The sequence below is a fragment of the Bacillus sp. FJAT-25509 genome, assembly GCF_001420605.1.
Classification (GTDB): domain Bacteria; phylum Bacillota; class Bacilli; order Bacillales; family Bacillaceae_G; genus Gottfriedia.
In genome coordinates this window covers 176,446-192,103 of sequence record NZ_LJIZ01000026.1, presented here as the reverse complement: position 1 = coordinate 192,103, position 15,658 = coordinate 176,446, and the positions used below count along the sequence as shown (strand labels likewise).

At 34.7% G+C, this 15,658-nt stretch carries 11 protein-coding genes; 2 read left to right on the top strand and 9 right to left on the bottom strand.

Going from position 1 to position 15,658, the window contains the following annotated elements; all coding sequences use genetic code 11:
* Window positions 1-332: 332 nt before the first annotated feature.
* Both AN960_RS17035 and AN960_RS17030 read right to left on the bottom strand, forming a co-directional pair.
* Window positions 333-986, bottom strand: a complete 654-nt coding sequence (locus tag AN960_RS17035) for a potassium channel family protein (RefSeq protein WP_056473845.1) — start codon at window positions 984-986, stop codon at window positions 333-335.
* Between the two features lie 37 nt (window positions 987-1,023).
* Window positions 1,024-2,373 carry a TrkH family potassium uptake protein gene (locus AN960_RS17030; protein ID WP_056473844.1) on the bottom strand — a complete coding sequence of 450 codons (1,350 nt, stop codon included), beginning with the start codon at window positions 2,371-2,373 and terminating at the stop codon, window positions 1,024-1,026.
* Between the two features lie 182 nt (window positions 2,374-2,555).
* On the opposite strand from AN960_RS17030, the gene AN960_RS17025 reads away from it, so the two are divergent.
* Window positions 2,556-3,791: a cation:proton antiporter gene (locus AN960_RS17025; protein ID WP_056473843.1), complete on the top strand. Its 1,236-nt coding sequence runs from the start codon at window positions 2,556-2,558 to the stop codon at window positions 3,789-3,791.
* 133 nt (window positions 3,792-3,924) lie between these two features.
* Here AN960_RS17025 and AN960_RS17020 read toward each other — a convergent pair whose 3' ends face one another.
* From AN960_RS17020 to AN960_RS17000, 5 genes are all read right to left on the bottom strand, one after another.
* On the bottom strand, window positions 3,925-5,169 hold the full coding sequence (locus AN960_RS17020) for a cation:proton antiporter (RefSeq protein WP_056473840.1): 1,245 nt from the start codon (window positions 5,167-5,169) through the stop codon (window positions 3,925-3,927).
* A gap of 464 nt (window positions 5,170-5,633) precedes the next feature.
* Window positions 5,634-7,622: an oxidoreductase gene (locus tag AN960_RS17015; protein WP_056473839.1), complete on the bottom strand. Its 1,989-nt coding sequence runs from the start codon at window positions 7,620-7,622 to the stop codon at window positions 5,634-5,636.
* Between the two features lie 48 nt (window positions 7,623-7,670).
* Window positions 7,671-9,161 carry a sodium:solute symporter family protein gene (locus tag AN960_RS17010; RefSeq protein WP_056473837.1) on the bottom strand — a complete coding sequence of 497 codons (1,491 nt, stop codon included), beginning with the start codon at window positions 9,159-9,161 and terminating at the stop codon, window positions 7,671-7,673.
* 2 nt (window positions 9,162-9,163) lie between these two features.
* Window positions 9,164-9,352, bottom strand: coding sequence for a DUF3311 domain-containing protein (locus tag AN960_RS17005; RefSeq protein ID WP_056473835.1), 189 nt, complete (start codon window positions 9,350-9,352; stop codon window positions 9,164-9,166).
* Window positions 9,353-9,522: 170 nt separating this feature from the next.
* Complete coding sequence (locus AN960_RS17000; protein WP_056473833.1) at window positions 9,523-10,554, bottom strand: aromatic ring-hydroxylating oxygenase subunit alpha; 1,032 nt, start codon at window positions 10,552-10,554, stop codon at window positions 9,523-9,525.
* Window positions 10,555-10,785: 231 nt separating this feature from the next.
* Between AN960_RS17000 and AN960_RS16995 the strand changes: the two genes are divergently transcribed.
* Window positions 10,786-12,168, top strand: a complete 1,383-nt coding sequence (locus AN960_RS16995) for a sigma-54 interaction domain-containing protein (protein WP_056473831.1) — start codon at window positions 10,786-10,788, stop codon at window positions 12,166-12,168.
* A gap of 322 nt (window positions 12,169-12,490) precedes the next feature.
* On the opposite strand, the gene AN960_RS16990 is transcribed toward AN960_RS16995, so the two are convergent.
* Both AN960_RS16990 and AN960_RS16985 read right to left on the bottom strand, forming a co-directional pair.
* Complete coding sequence (locus AN960_RS16990) at window positions 12,491-13,933, bottom strand: aldehyde dehydrogenase family protein (protein WP_056473829.1); 1,443 nt, start codon at window positions 13,931-13,933, stop codon at window positions 12,491-12,493.
* 48 nt (window positions 13,934-13,981) lie between these two features.
* Window positions 13,982-15,640 (bottom strand): thiamine pyrophosphate-dependent enzyme, encoded by a 1,659-nt coding sequence (locus tag AN960_RS16985; protein WP_056473827.1) that lies wholly within the window; start codon window positions 15,638-15,640, stop codon window positions 13,982-13,984.
* Between the last annotated feature and the right edge of the window lie 18 nt (window positions 15,641-15,658).

The window sequence follows — 15,658 nt, the reverse complement described above, 5'->3', positions numbered from 1 at the left end:
AAAGAATCTACATATTTCATCGTCCTTTTTATGTCGGATGTGTTCGAAATGAGTATCCTCTTCTTTCAGTAGCAGATAAAATGTATATAAATGAGTTAAAAAATGAATTTAATCGTAGGAATATTAATTAGCAAGCAATAGCTAAATAGGAAATGGCTATTACTTTAGTTCTGATCAAAAATACAATTTAAAAAGCTGATCGATAGTGCTAAAAGAACCTTTAATCGTATAAGACTAAATAGATTGTATAGTTTTCTTTTCAAGAAGAGAAATAAAAGAAATCTAAAAAGAGGTTATGGTTAGTACATAGATTACTCCATAACCTCTTTTTATTATTTAAGATTTGTAAAACGATGTAATTCTTTATTTTCCCCAATCACAACTAAGATGTCTCCTTCAAGGAGCTTTTCTTCAGGAGAAGGTGAAATATTAACAATGTCTTTACTTTTAATGGCAATTACAGTTAAATTATATTTTACTCGTATATTCAATTCTTTTAAATTTTTACCAACCATCCAAGAAGGTATTTTAATTTCTTCAATACTATAATTTTTAGCTAGTTCAATAAAGTTTAGAACATTTGGTGACATAAGTTGATGAGCAACTCTTGCACCCATATCTTTTTCTGGGTAAATTACCCAGTCAGCACCTATTTTTTTTAGTACTTCTCCATGACGTTTATCTAGCGCTTTGACTACTATTTTCTGAATGCCTAGTTCCTTTAATACTAACGTAGCTAATATACTAGATTGCATATCGTCACCAATTGCAACAATAACTGTGTCAAAATTTCCGATCCCGATCGCTTTTAAAGCCTCATTGTTTGTCGCATCAGCAACTACAGCATGTGTAGCAATATCTGCAAATTCATTTATGACTTCTTCATTTAGATCAATTACCAATACTTCATTACCTGAATTTAATAACGTCTTCACAAGGCTCGTACCGAACCTCCCCAGTCCAATTACAGCATATTGATTAATCATATTTGAATCACTCCTACCTGAGATTAATGATTAATATTTATCCAATCATAATTTTTCCTCTTGGATGTTTAAATGGATCAGAATGTCTTCGTAAAGTAACAGCAAACGCGATCGTTAACGGGCCTACTCGTCCAGCAAACATTGTTAATATAATTAGAATTTTTCCAATTGGAGTTAAATCTGGCGTCAGCCCCATCGAAAGCCCAACTGTAGCAAAGGCAGAAGTTGCTTCAAATACAATCATTAAGAAGTTTTTTCCATGTTCAGTAATTGTTAATAGCAAAGTAACAACCATTACAATAAGAAGTCCACTCACCATTACGGTTAATGCTTTATAAATCGTATCGTACATAATACGTCTTTTAAAAAGTATCACATCTTCTTTCCCTTTTATTTGTGAGCGGACCGCTCCTAATAATGTTGCAAAGGTTGTTGTCTTAATTCCTCCTCCAGTTGAGCCTGGAGATGCCCCAATAAACATTAGGATAGCAGTAATAAATAGTGTTGATTGTGTTAAATCAGGAATATTTAATGTATTTGAACCCGCTGTTCTTGGAGTTACTGATTGGTACAATGATCCTAAAATTTTACCAGTCATGGACAAAGGTTGTAATGTCTTTGGATTATTAAATTCAAAAATAAAAATAAGAATCGTCCCTAAAACCAATAATAAACCACTAGTCCAAAGAACGATTTTCGTATGTAAAGAGACTCTACGAATTCGTTTGTATTCGTATATTTCATTCATAACAATAAATCCAATTCCACCTAGCGTAATTAGTATACAAACTACTATCGTTACAAGGGGATCTTCTACATAACGAGTCAAACTTCTAAACCCTCCCATTAAATCAAATCCCGCATTATTAAAATTTGATATTGAGTGGAAAATACCAAAATATATAGCTCTTTTGAATGGCATGTCGAAGGAAAATCGAGTTGCTAATAATACAGAACCAATTAATTCAATTAGAATTGTAAAAATAAAAATCCTTTTTACTAACTTAACTATTCCAGCAAATGTCATATTATTTAGAGATTCTTGTAATAATAATCTTTCCTTTAGCGTTATTCTCTTTCCTAGAAGTACAGCAAAAAAAGTAGCAAACGACATAAATCCCAAACCGCCTACTTGAATAAGTGACAGAATAACGAATTGACCAAATAAAGTAAATGTTGATCCAGTATCAACTACGACAAGCCCTGTAACACATGTTGCTGATGTAGAGGTGAATAGAGCATTTAACCAACTAAGCCCTTCCCCATCTTTTGTAGCTATTGGAAGCGTTAGCAGAAAACCTCCCAAAACAATTATCAGCGCGAATCCTGTTACTAGTATTTTTGAAGGATCTAATGAAACTAATCGTTTATTTTTCAAGATGTTCATCCTCACTTTTTAAATAACTAGACTTCAACTTCCCCCATAGATTAGATAATTCATGAATAGCGTACCCATTGAATCGGTTAATATGAATATCTCGTATCTAATGAAGATTTTTCATTATTAAATATTTAGTAAACATCATGGTCATTATAGATAAGTAAGAGTACTAAAAAGGAGTAGTAAAAATGGAATCAGATGTAATGAAAATTGTTCAACACGAATTATTTATTATAACTTTCATCTTGGGAATTGGATTACTAGCAATGAAATTAGCAGCTAGGATTAAAATTCCTGATGTGGCCTTATTTATGATTCTAGGAATAATTGTTGGTCAATCAGGACTTAAATTAATCTCAGTACCAAATGAATCAATAGCCAATCAATTTATTATTGTATTAGGATCAATCTTAATTTTGTTTGAAGGAGGAAGGGCAATTCATTTTTCTATACTAAAAAAAGTATGGATAACAATTACTCTCTTATCGATACCAGGTGTAATTATTACTGCAGCAATTGTTGCAATTACTTCCTTTTATTTATTACATATACCTTTTTTATATTCTTTATTGCTTGCTTCTGTCATTGCATCTACAGATCCAGCAACCTTAATTCCGGTTTTTAAACAAGTTAAAATTCGTAATAAGGTAAGACAAACTGTAGAAAGTGAATCCGCATTTAATGATGCCACTGGTTCCATTTTGGCTTTCACTATACTTGGAATCATCTTAGGAACAACTCAATTATCGATTACTTCTAGTATTTGGAGCTTTATTCGTGAAGCTGGGGGAGGAATAATAATTGGAGCAATCGTAGGATATCTCGGTGTTTTATTTACCTCTGAACAGAAATTAGGTTTTTTAAAAAATTACAGTACAATTATTAGTATTGTAATGGCCATTAGCTCATATTTAATCGCAGTTTCGGTCGAGTCGAGTGGGTTTATGGCAACTTTTACAGCAGGTCTCTTTTTAGGTAATCCTGAAATTTTTCGTCTTCATATTTCAGATGAAAACAGTATGCATAGCTTTCATTTTTCTGAAACAATTACTTTAATTATGAGGAAACTGATTTTTATGCTACTAGGTACACAAGTCAACTTTCATATATTCAGTAAATATTGGGTTCAAGGAATATTGATTGTTCTTGTTTTCATGTTTATAGCTCGCCCAATTACTGTTCTCTTTTGTACTTTACCTGATCGAAAGGCAAAATGGGAGTGGAAAGAAATTATCTTTATGTTTTGGGTTCGTGAGACAGGTGTCATCCCTGCAGCACTATCCGGGATGATCGTAGCGGCCGGAGTTAAGCATGCAGATGAAATTACTACAGTCACCTTTATCGCAATATTAATGACCATTCTTATACAAGCTAGTACCACAGGTTATGTCGCTAAAAAACTTGGAATTACTATAGATGTATAAGTATATAAAGAAAATAATCTTACGAAAAAAGTAAAGAGGCTATAGTAAATAACTAATTGATTGTAGTTATTTACCATAGCCTTTTTCAACATCACTTTTCGTTTAGAAAAACTTAACGTGATTATTAACTTGCTCATGTTTGTCTAACTTTTTCTTTATTTTTTATATTCATGATTACTTTAGGGATACTCAAACCTTGAATCAATAATGAAAACACTACATTTACATATACAATCAATAAAATATTTTCTCTATATGGAAAATCATTTGGCAAAGTTAGTGCCAAGGCAATTGACAACGCACCTTTTAACCCACCCCAGTTAATAAGAAACTTTTCATGGTTTGTAAAAGTTTTAATTTTTAATAAACTAATATTCACAGCAATTGTTCTTGAAACTAAAACGATTATGATCGTTAATAAAGAAACTTTCCAATTTGCAAAAACGTCTAATCGATAAACTACTAAACCAATTAGTATGAATAAAATCGTATTTCCAACAAACGAAATGATGTCCCAAAAACTTGAAATATAATCTTCGGTTACTGTACTCATCCCGATTTTCTTTCCATAATTTCCAAATACGATGCCTCCGACTACAACTGCAATTACGCCACTTCCATGAAAATGTTCTGAAATTATATAGCTTCCATAAAAAAGTAAAAAAGACACCATTGTTTCAAGTGGGTAGTCATCTACGAAACTAATCATGTATGAAGCTAAATACCCTAAACTTAGCCCAATAACAGTTCCAATAAAGACAACTTTCAAGAATAGTAAAATGCCAGCTCCAATACCTGATAATCCCATGTTGATATAACTTAATAAAAATACGGTTGATATTTTAAAAAAGACAACTGCTATTCCATCATTAAACAGGCTTTCGCCTTCTAAACTAGCTGCAATACTTTTTTTTACATTGTATCGTTTAAACATTCCCATTACCGAAATAGGATCAGTTGCGCACATAAGTGAAGCAATCGTAAAGGATACCACAACTGGTAGCTTACAAATATAAATCAAAGCTACTGCAACAAGTACAAATGTTAAGAATGTACCTAAAAGTGCTAAACTTAAGATTTCTTTTCTATATTTTTTAATCTCTTTATATTCAAATTTCATCGAAGCCTCCCCTAGAAGTGAAGGCAAAAAAAGACCTAATACAATCAATGAAAATATCTCGCTACTGGTAAATAGATCTGCAATTTTATTTAAAAAATTAATATTCAATAAACCAATTACTAACCCAATGATTACAAGAAATATTGTATAAGGTTTATTGAACTTATTTGCAATCAACCAAGATATTACACCAATTAAAAGTAATAATAAGAATGCACCTATGATCGTATTAGCAACGCTTAGCAATCCGTGTTCCATCTAAAAACCCCTTAGTTGAATTTTGATTAGACAAAAAAATATAAAAGACACTTTTGAAAGTTGAATTGGATTGAATAGAAGTACAGAATTCAATCTAATAAAATAGATTTTCATTTAGATTATCCTCAATATTATTAATTTATAAATGAAAACTAATTTTTAAATTTATGTAACTAAACAGATATCATATAGGAGTTGAAACTACTAAAAAACAAAGAAAAGACCCATACCCTAGAAATACTTAGGTTTGAGCCTCACACTTTTATGATCACAACTGGACTTGAACCAGTGCATTATCATTAATTAGCAAAGTACTATACATAAACTTGTTCATAGTTTTTATATCCAGAGAAAAAGTTCAAACTCTTAATAAGAATTTATGCTTTTAATGATATAAAATTCTACAACGCTATCAATTTAAGTTTATTAAATCAAAACACAATCAAGTTAAAACACTAATCCCTCTATACATAAAGTGCAGAAGAAGTAATTCCTATTTCAAGAGCCGATGTTAGACCTTCATAAGTAGCTTCTTCGATTGTACGAGGTGCTAAACAATCCCCGATTTGCCGAACAACTGGTGCCATACCTTTCACTTGTTCATAAAGCTCAGAATTAGGTACTCGTCCCATTGCAAGTACAATCGTATCCCAGTCGTTAATCAATTCAGTCTCATGAGTAAAAAGATTTCTCAATTTGACCTGATTATTATGAATACCACCAAAATCAAAATGCGGGCGAACATCCACTTTTAATTGATAGAGTCTTTTTAGATATTCATTTACTAGATATGAATGTAGTTCTTTTCCAATATGAACCTTAGCGGAAAACAAGGAAACATCGTGATTTTTCTCCTTCAAGTGTATAGCAGCTTCTATTCCTGGCCAATCGCCAATTAAATCGAATACCAATACACGCTTTCCAATCTGGATAGAGTTTCTGCCAAATAGGTCATCAACTGTTATGATTCTGGGATCACCGATGCCCTCTACATGTGGAAAATATGGTCTGGATCCAACTGCACAAATAATGACATCAGGTTTTATTTCTTCTATTTTCATAAGGGTAATTTTCTTTCCAAGCTGGACATTTATCTTACTTTTTGATAGCTTTCTTGTATAATTGTCCAACATCGTTTCAGCTACTTCATGTCGCATTGGAGCCTTTCTCATTTTTCTTAGCAATCCGCCAATCTCATTACTTTGTTCAGCTAATATTACTTCATGTCCTTCACCATCAGCAGTTAAAGCAGCATGTAATCCAGCTGGGCCTGCACCAATGACAAGCACTTTTTGTTTTACTTTTACACTTTGGACAAGCGGTAATAATTCTTTTTCTTTGCCGGCCATCGGATTTTGAACACATCCAATTGGAAGGCCTTTAGAATAGTGACCTATACAAGCTTGTATACAGCCTAAACATGCATCAATTGAATGTAGATCCCCTCTCATTGCTTTATTCGGTAATTCAGGATCAACGATTAAAGCTCGTGTCATACCAACAACATCCGCTTTTCCGGAACCAACGATTCGATCTGCTTCCATTGGGTCTATGATCCGCGAGCCAACAAAAACTGGAACTGCACCTGCCATCCGAATTTTAAATGAATGTGGAGCATTATAGGAATGCTTAATTGGAGAAGGTGGAACTATATGAGTCGAACCTGCATATGTACTTGAATCGCCGGATGTTACATTTATAAAATCTACTCTAACATTTTCAACTAAGTGCTCGACGATTTTTACCGCATCTGTTACATTCGTTCCATCCATTGTCATTTCATCTGCACTCATTCGAATTCCTACAGTAAAATCTTCACCCACTTTTTCCCAGATTCGTTGTACTATTTCTACTATAAAACGCATTCGGTTCTCAAAGGTACCACCGTATTCATCTGTGCGATGGTTCGTATGGCCAGACCAAAATTGAGCTGGTAAATAACCATGGGAGCAGCAAACTTCTACTCCGTCGAGTCCAGCTTTTTTAGCTAATAAAGCTGAATAAGCATATCCCTCTATGACATCTTTAATTTCATCAATGTTCATCGGTCTAGGCATTATTCCAAATCGAAAACTTGGTTCAGAAGACGGTGCCCAAGCAGCATTACGATAATCGCTAGATACGACCTCTCTACCTCCGTGAAATAATTGACTAAAAACTTTCGTGCCATATTGATGAAGTTGCTTTGCAATTTCTGCATATGCTGGTACCACTTTTTCATCAAATCCTGCGATCGTATGTGAGGTTAGCATGCCAGATGAATGAACTGCAGCTGCTTCAAGAATAATTAGTCCAGCCCCACCCTTCGCACGTGCAATATGATATGCAGTCATTTCAGGAGTAGGAATGCCATTTTCTACATAATTTGTTTGATGTGCTGTCGATAAAATTCTATTTTTAAGCTCAGTATTTCCAATCGTCACTTTTGAAAATAGGTGTTTAAGGTCAGTCATAATTGAACCACTTCCTTTCTCCTAAAATAAATAATTTGTTTTTCACCTTTATACATTTTCTCGGAAGTTAGTAAGCATCCGATCGTTCTTTTCGATAATCATTTTAGGTTTTCTTGTAACTCTACTTACTACTAGCGTTACAGTAAAATTAATAACCATTACAACTAAACCAACATCAATATCTTGGATAACATGAGGAAACGATGGAAACAGAGTTGCTAACGTTGTACCAGTAGTTGTTGAATAAGTAACAGCCGCTACACCAATGATGATTCCGGCTGACGCACCTTGAACTGTTACTGGATTCTTTTTCCAAAGACTAAAATACAATGCTGGGAACAATTGTGCCATAAAGCTGTACGCCATAATATACAGTGTCATAATTGTAGCGCCACCATTTAAAGTAAAATAAAGTGTCACTAGTGCAATAATTGGCACTAGAACTCGGGTTAATTTTATAAGCTGATCATCTGTCGTATTTGGCTTCAAAACCTTGTATACATTTTTAGATAAGATGGTGGCAGCAGATGTTAATACTAATGAACTTGGAATAAGTGCAGCTAAAGCACCAGCAGCACCAATGACTCCTACGAACCAAGGATCAAACGAAATCTTTGCGAGTTTAAATAAAGCTAAATCTACATCTCCACCTTTTAAAGTTGGAGTTTTTAAAATAGCAGCGAATCCAACAAATAAAGAAAAGACGATAATAATTTGATAGATTGGCATAAATGCAGCATTTTGGCGAAGGGCTTTTGCACTCTTTGAAGAGAAAACTCCCATAAGCATATGAGGAAACATATAAAAGGAGAGTGCTAACATGATACTAGTTGTAATAAACCAAGAAACACTTAAACCTTTTTCTGGAAATATCAACAAATCGGGTTTAGCAGTTTGGATTGCCTCGAACATCGGCTGAAAACCACCATAATAATGTACAGGAAAATAGATTCCTAAGAAGATTACAACAAATAAAATTAGAAAGTCTTTAATAACAGCCGTCCAAGCTGAACCATGAATGCCCGAAACCGTTACATAAATTGTTATCGCAAAAACGGCAATCGTAATAGCAATACTCTGTGGGATTTTCCCATAAGAAGCCTCAGAAACAATAATACCTAAACCTTTTAACTGCATCGTTAAATACGGAATAATTGAAATGATACTAATAACTGAAACAAGTACACCAAGTGCTGAACTATTATACTTTTTCGTATAAAAATCAGCCTGTGATACAACATTATTTTCTTTTGCATACTTCCAAACAGGAGGTAACAACCAATAAGCTACAATAAAATAGAATGCATTAAATGCATAAACTGCTGGCATTCCAAAAGAGTAGGCACTTCCCGATGCCCCCATAAAAGTAAATGTCGTAAACATTTCTCCTGCTAGCAATAGAAAAACAAAAAGAGATCCAAAACCTCGTCCACCAATTGACCACTGCTCAAAAGTCATCTCTTTACCTTTACGTGCTTGTAAACCTAACCAAATTGATAAAGCTAGAAAGCCAAGAATTACGATTAAAGCTGAATTCACTATTACTCGCCCCCTTTATTAGCGGGATCAAGTTTATTCACTATTAATAAAAATATAGCTGTAAGAAAAACCCATAATATCGTCCAAAATAATACAAATGGCATTCCAAGTACAAATGGCTCAACCTTATTAATAACTGTGAGTGAACCAATTGCTGGGATCGCACTTAATCCATACAGTAATTTTTTCATTTGATTCCCTCCTTATTTTGTACGACTAGATAAACCATAAAATTAAAACGTTTTCAAAATAGAAAATAAAAAAGAAAAGCTAAGTATGTTCCATTTGATTTTTTCATTATGAATTCAAATACTTAGCTTTTTAAATCATAGTCTTTTTCTACCACTCTCAATTAACTAGATTATAAGTCGATCACTTCTTTAATCATTTTGTGGAAGTGTTGCATTGCGTTCTCAGTTGGAGAAAAAATACCATTTTCAAATGCTTTTGAATGTAAACCAGATTGCAATAATTCCACTAAATCAAAATCTTCTTCACGCACTTGATCAACAAATTTAATCAATTCCTCTTCTTCTTTCGAGATTTCTTCATTAAAAAAGAAATAACGATAGACTGCTAGTGTTTGGTTGGCATCAATTGGAATCAGTTGCGTTGTCGTCATATTTCCTCCTCCAGGAAATACACTCATCATCATATTTGGCCAAATCCAGTAGAAACGTGTTAAGCTATCATCTTGATTTTTAACATTTGAACATTGGTAAGAGAATTTATCACAAGGAACAATGCTGTAATTCGATAAATCAAATGTTTTCGAGAATGATGGATGCGCAACTGGACAATGATCGCACTCTAAGAAATTATCAACTACAGCTTTCCAATTTGCTTTAATTAAACGACGGTTTTCTTTTACTAATTGTAATGAATCAAGGAAAGAATAACGGCTTAGTTCGTTTACCAACTCCCCATATTCAACAGAAAAAGGCGCAGCTTCTCGATCCAAGTTTACAAAAATCATAGAGCGCTGTATTTCTAATTGAACCGACTTTAAGCAGTTATATTCTCCTAAATCAATATTTTTAAAGTTTGGTGCTCGATTAACATGTCCATCCAAATTAAAAGTCCAACCATGATAAATACATTGTAGGATTTTTTTATTTCCTGTTTCACTTTGCTCCACTTTTGTACCACGATGAGGGCAAATATTATAAAACGCGCGGATTTTACCATCATTAGCATGCGTAACTAAAATAGATTCACCAGCAACCTCAAAAGTGAAAAAGTCACCGACTTTTTTAACCTGACTAGTATGACCTACGAAGATCCAATTTTTACTAAAAATCTTTTTTCTTTCTGTATCGAATATCTCTTGGCTGACATATGTTTTATACGGCAATGAAGTTTGTAAAGGTTGTACTGTTTCCTTTGTAGACATAATAATGATTCCTCCTTTTATTTGGATTTCATTTGAAACGAAATTCCATCCTTTATTCATTAACTTATGCAAGATTTATGCCAATTTTAGATTCCGCTTTACCGTAAGGAGATAACACTATTTATCTATTTCCAAATCAAGGTAATTATCTTATAATTTACTCAATTCAGTCAATTTTAACTCAACTTACTATTTTGCGAGATTAAAAATGTTTTAAGAGGGGGTTATGTTTTGCCAAATACAACAAATGACAAACTAAAACTTGAGTTCAGTAATGAGATTCTACAAAAAATATTGGACAATTCTCCTAATGAATTTTATGTACTTGATAGAGATGCCCGAATCGTGTATATAAACAAGGCTTGTGAAAGACATTACGGGATTAAACTCAAAGATGTCGTAGGAAAATCAAACGATGAATTAATTTCAAAAGAATATTGGAAGCCTCTTATTCTTCCACGTTTATTTAAAGAAAAGAAAACGGTCATCATGAAACAAATAAGTTATGTTGGAAAGGAAATTATTACAACAGCCATTCCGTTATTAAATGATCAGCAGGAAATTGAGCTAATTATCACCACTTCACAAGATGCAAGCTATAAAGACTTATACATACCTGATGAACAGGAAATAAATGAAGCGGATCAAGCTGCAATTTATAAAAATAATATCATTACGAATAACAAGGAAATGAGTAATATTGTTAAAGTTTGTGAAAAGGTTGCTAAAGTAGATGCAACGGTATTAATTCAAGGAGAATCCGGCACAGGAAAAGGAGTAATTGCAAAATATATCCATCAGAAAAGCAGCCGAAATAAAGCTCCTTTTTTATCTTTAAACTGTGCAACGATTCCGGAAGAACTACTAGAATCAGAACTTTTCGGATACAAAGATGGAGCATTTACTGGCGCAACAAAAGGTGGCAAACAAGGACTTTTAGAGCTTGCAGACGGAGGAACGGTATTTTTAGATGAGATTGGCGATATATCACCTAAAGTTCAAGCAAAGCTTCTAAAAGTAATTCAAGAATTTGAATTTATGCCTGTTGGAGGCAAACAACCAAAAAAAGTAAATATCCGTATCCTTTCTGCTACTAATCGAAACTTATATGAAATGGTACAGAATAAGGAATTTAGAGAAGACTTATATTATCGCCTACACGTAGTTAATTTAAAAATACCACCACTACGGGAAAGAAAAGAAGATATCATTCCACTAACCTACCATTTTCTTTCTGAGTTTAATAGAAAACACCAAATGAATACGATCATTTCTGAAGAAGCTTTGAATACTTTTTATAACTATTCATGGCCTGGGAATATTCGACAATTAGAAAATATGCTTGAAAGCCTCGTCGTCACAAGTGATGGCATTATAAAAGTGCAAGACTTAACTGACCTATTAATTGAAAATAAAAAAGAGAGTCCAGTTAATGAAGAAATAAGTGACTGCTCGCTCCTAGCTTCTCTAGAAGAAGTTGAGAAAAACATAGTGATAAATTCCTATACAAAATATAGGAATACAAGAAAAGTAGCAGATGACTTAGAAATCAGCCAGTCAAAAGCAGCTAGACTAGTTCGTAAGTATTGTAGTGATTTAGACTTCTATAAATAAATGATGAAATGTTTTAAATAAACAGTGTACTGCAAATAAAATCTGAAAATCGCAATTAAAATTAGCAAAACTGCAATTAAATCCAATAGAATCACAAATAAAATCAAAAATTACCCATACCAGTTATGGTATCTCGACCTAAATATTGTACAAAAGAAGATACCTTCACAAAGGAAAACTTGTAAATTACTCAAATTCTTACTAAATGGAATAAAATTTGATCATTTTCTTTTAAAAAGTGATCTTAAATAAGAAAGGGAGGCTCCCTCATGTCAGTTCCCCTGACTTATGAGGCAGCCTCTTTTATTTTCAAGCTGATTGATTACATTTGATCCATATAAACTGTTTTGACTTGTGTATAAAAATCTATTGCTGTCTTTCCTTGTTCGCGGGATCCAGTACTTGAGTTTTTGATGCCGCCAAATGGTACTTGTGGCTCTGATCCTGCTGTTTCATTGTTTACATGTACAAGACCAACTTCAATGTCTTCAACGAAACGCTGTGCGATTGTAAAATTGTTTGTACAAATTGCTGCACTTAACCCATATTCAGTATCATTGGCCATCCCTACTGCTTCCTCATAGTTTTTTACTTTAAAAAGCGCTATTACGGGTCCAAATATTTCTTCATGGGCAATACGAGCATCCGGGGAGACATTTTCAAAGATTGTTGGTTGTACATAGAAACCATTTTTTAGTTCTTCATCGGCAGGAACTTCTCCACCGTATAATAGAGTTGCCTCGTCCTTTCCAGCTTCAATCATGGCAAGTACACCGTCAAGTTGCGATTGAGAAACAGCTGGGCCGACAAATGTATCGTCATGAAGTGGATTTCCGACTTTTAATGTTTTTGTCCGTTCTACAAGTCGGTCCCGAAATGCTTCATAAATCGGTTCTTCTACAATTACCCTGCTCGTTGCTGTACACTTTTGACCAGTAGATCTGAAAGCGCCGCTCACGGCAATTTCAATTGCTTTTTCTATATCTGCATCAGCAAGTACGATCAGTGGATTCTTCCCACCTAATTCCATTTGTACTTTCTTTCCTTTTGCTGTCGCCTTCTGCTGAATCTGATTTCCAACCTGATTGGATCCTGTAAAAGAAATAGCTTTAATATAAGGATGTTCTACTAATTCTGTTCCAACGACAGATCCTCTACCAAATACACAGTTTACAACCCCTGCCGGAATACCGGCCTCATCAAGCGCTTTTATAACATGGTAAACAGATTTTGGAGTCAGATCCGCTGGTTTAATAACGACCGTATTTCCGTAAACAAGTGCAGGAGCCATTTTCCATACAGGAATTGCTATTGGAAAATTCCAAGGCGTAATTAATCCAATTGGCCCAATTGGCGTTCGAGTCGTATATAAGAATGTATTTGAATTACCAGAAGGAATCACTTCTCCGACTGGCTGTCTTGCTTCTCCAGCAAAGTATTCAAGGATACTGATGGCACGCTGTGTTTCTCCAATACCTTCAGCAAGTGTTTTCCCTTCTTCTAGTGTTAAATCACGTCCTACTTCATGGACTTTTGCTTTTAATAGATCTGCTGCTTTTTGGAGGTAAGAAGCCCTTTGTTGGTACGAAAGTTTCCTCCAAGATTGAAAGGCTGTTTTGGCTGCAAGAATGGCTTGTCGTGCATCCTCTTCTGTACTTGAAGGAAACTCTCCTAAAGACTCTCCATTATGTGGACTGTAATTTTCCCGATATTCACCTAACGTAGGTTGTTTCCATTGTCCATTAATATAGTTTGCATAACGCATATCGTTTCCCCCAATTAGATTTTTTTTACTAATTAAATAAAGAGTCCATTATTTGCTATAAAGTAGATTCATTTTAGATTTATCTTGACTAGCAGATAAAATCCGTGGATTTGTTACAACTTCGATAACAGCTGGACGCCCTGATGATAAGGCCCTCTCAAGTGCTGGAGCAAAATCAGTATTTTTTTCGACCTTCTGACCGTATGCACCGAATAAGCCTGCTAACTCAGCAAAGTTTGGATTAGACAGCTCCGTACCGATTACTCGATCTGGAAAATGCTTTTCTTGATGTGTTCGAATTGTTCCATACATATTGTTGTTTACTACAATTGAAATGACAGGAATGTTATAACGTACCGCTGTCTCGATTTCCTGAAGCGTCATCATGAAGCCTCCATCACCTGAGAAGGAAACAACTGTTTTATGTGGCTGGGCTAGTTTTGCTCCAATAGCAGCCGGTAGCCCATACCCCATCGCTCCAGATGTTGGTCCGACATATGTATTTTCATGCTCAAAGCGATAATATCGAGAAAGCCACCCAAAGAAGTTTCCTGCATCATTTGTAATAATCGTATCTTTTGGTAGATGCGAGACGATATCATGCATAAAACCATCCATGTCTACAAATTCATCCGAGTAATCTTCCTTCACCTTTGAAAAGTTCATGTATTCGTTATGAAGTTTTTCTACACGCAGTTCATCTGAATTTAATGGCGTAGATAAAGCAATTGATAATGCTTCCGCTAAAAAGGCTTTCACATCTGCTGTAACTGCCAAAGAAGGCGCATAAACTTTTCCGAATACATCCTCCGAAATATCAATGTGAATCAGTTTTCCTTTTCCTGAAAGCAATGAATAATCTTGCGTCCCTACTTGGGAGAATCTTGTACCTAATGCAATCACCAAGTCTGCATTGTCGATCGCTTCAAGTAAATACTTTGGTGTTCCAAAACCAAGCCAGCCTGCATAACAAGGATGTGAATTTGGAAACGCATCGAAACGACGGAATGCAGTCACGACAGGTATTTGAACTGTTTCAGCAAATTTAACTAATAAAGGAACAGCATTTGAACGAATGACTCCCCCACCAGCTATAAGAATCGGTCGTTTGGCATTTTGAATCATTTCTACTACTTGCTGAACGCTCTCTTTATGTGGACGAGCCGGTTGAGTCTGATAGACTGGAATTTCTACCATTTCGGCTGTATCTTCTAGCATGTCATGAGGTAATGCAACTAACACAGGACCAGGACGACCCGAACGGGCAATATGAAATGCACGATGTAAAAGCTCTGGAATTCGTTCTACTCGGTCAATCTCCACTGTCCATTTGCATAAATGACTAAACATCCCTACAAGATTAACCTCTTGAAATGCTTCCTTTTCTTTAAAAGGACGCTCTACTTGTCCAATAAGTGCAACTAGTGGAGTGGAATCTTGGCTGGCAGTATGAATTCCAATCGCCAAGTTTGAAGCTCCAACACCACGAGTTGCCATACACACACCTACTTCACCCGATGCTTTTGCATAACCTTCCGCCATAAATGAAGCTCCACCTTCATGTCGGGCAGAAATCAAACTAATTTCTGGATGTTCATATAACGCATCCATAACTCCTAGATAACTCTCACCGGGTACACAAAAAACTTTATTTACCCCTTCTTTTGCCATAACATTAACTACTGCTTTTCCACCGCTAATTTTCATTACGAAACACTCCCTTCT

Bases quoted from the DNA above. Each gene is read 5' to 3' on its own strand.
- AN960_RS17035 (WP_056473845.1), bottom strand. From the start codon at position 986: ATGATTAATCAATATGCTGTAATTGGACTGGGGAGGTTCGGTACGAGC.
- AN960_RS17030 (WP_056473844.1), bottom strand. From the start codon at position 2,373: ATGAACATCTTGAAAAATAAACGATTAGTTTCATTAGATCCTTCAAAA.
- AN960_RS17025 (WP_056473843.1), top strand. From the start codon at position 2,556: ATGGAATCAGATGTAATGAAAATTGTTCAACACGAATTATTTATTATA.
- AN960_RS17020 (WP_056473840.1), bottom strand. From the start codon at position 5,169: ATGGAACACGGATTGCTAAGCGTTGCTAATACGATCATAGGTGCATTC.
- AN960_RS17015 (WP_056473839.1), bottom strand. From the start codon at position 7,622: ATGACTGACCTTAAACACCTATTTTCAAAAGTGACGATTGGAAATACT.
- AN960_RS17005 (WP_056473835.1), bottom strand. From the start codon at position 9,352: ATGAAAAAATTACTGTATGGATTAAGTGCGATCCCAGCAATTGGTTCA.
- AN960_RS17000 (WP_056473833.1), bottom strand. From the start codon at position 10,554: ATGTCTACAAAGGAAACAGTACAACCTTTACAAACTTCATTGCCGTAT.
- AN960_RS16990 (WP_056473829.1), bottom strand. From the start codon at position 13,933: ATGCGTTATGCAAACTATATTAATGGACAATGGAAACAACCTACGTTA.
- AN960_RS16985 (WP_056473827.1), bottom strand. From the start codon at position 15,640: ATGAAAATTAGCGGTGGAAAAGCAGTAGTTAATGTTATGGCAAAAGAA.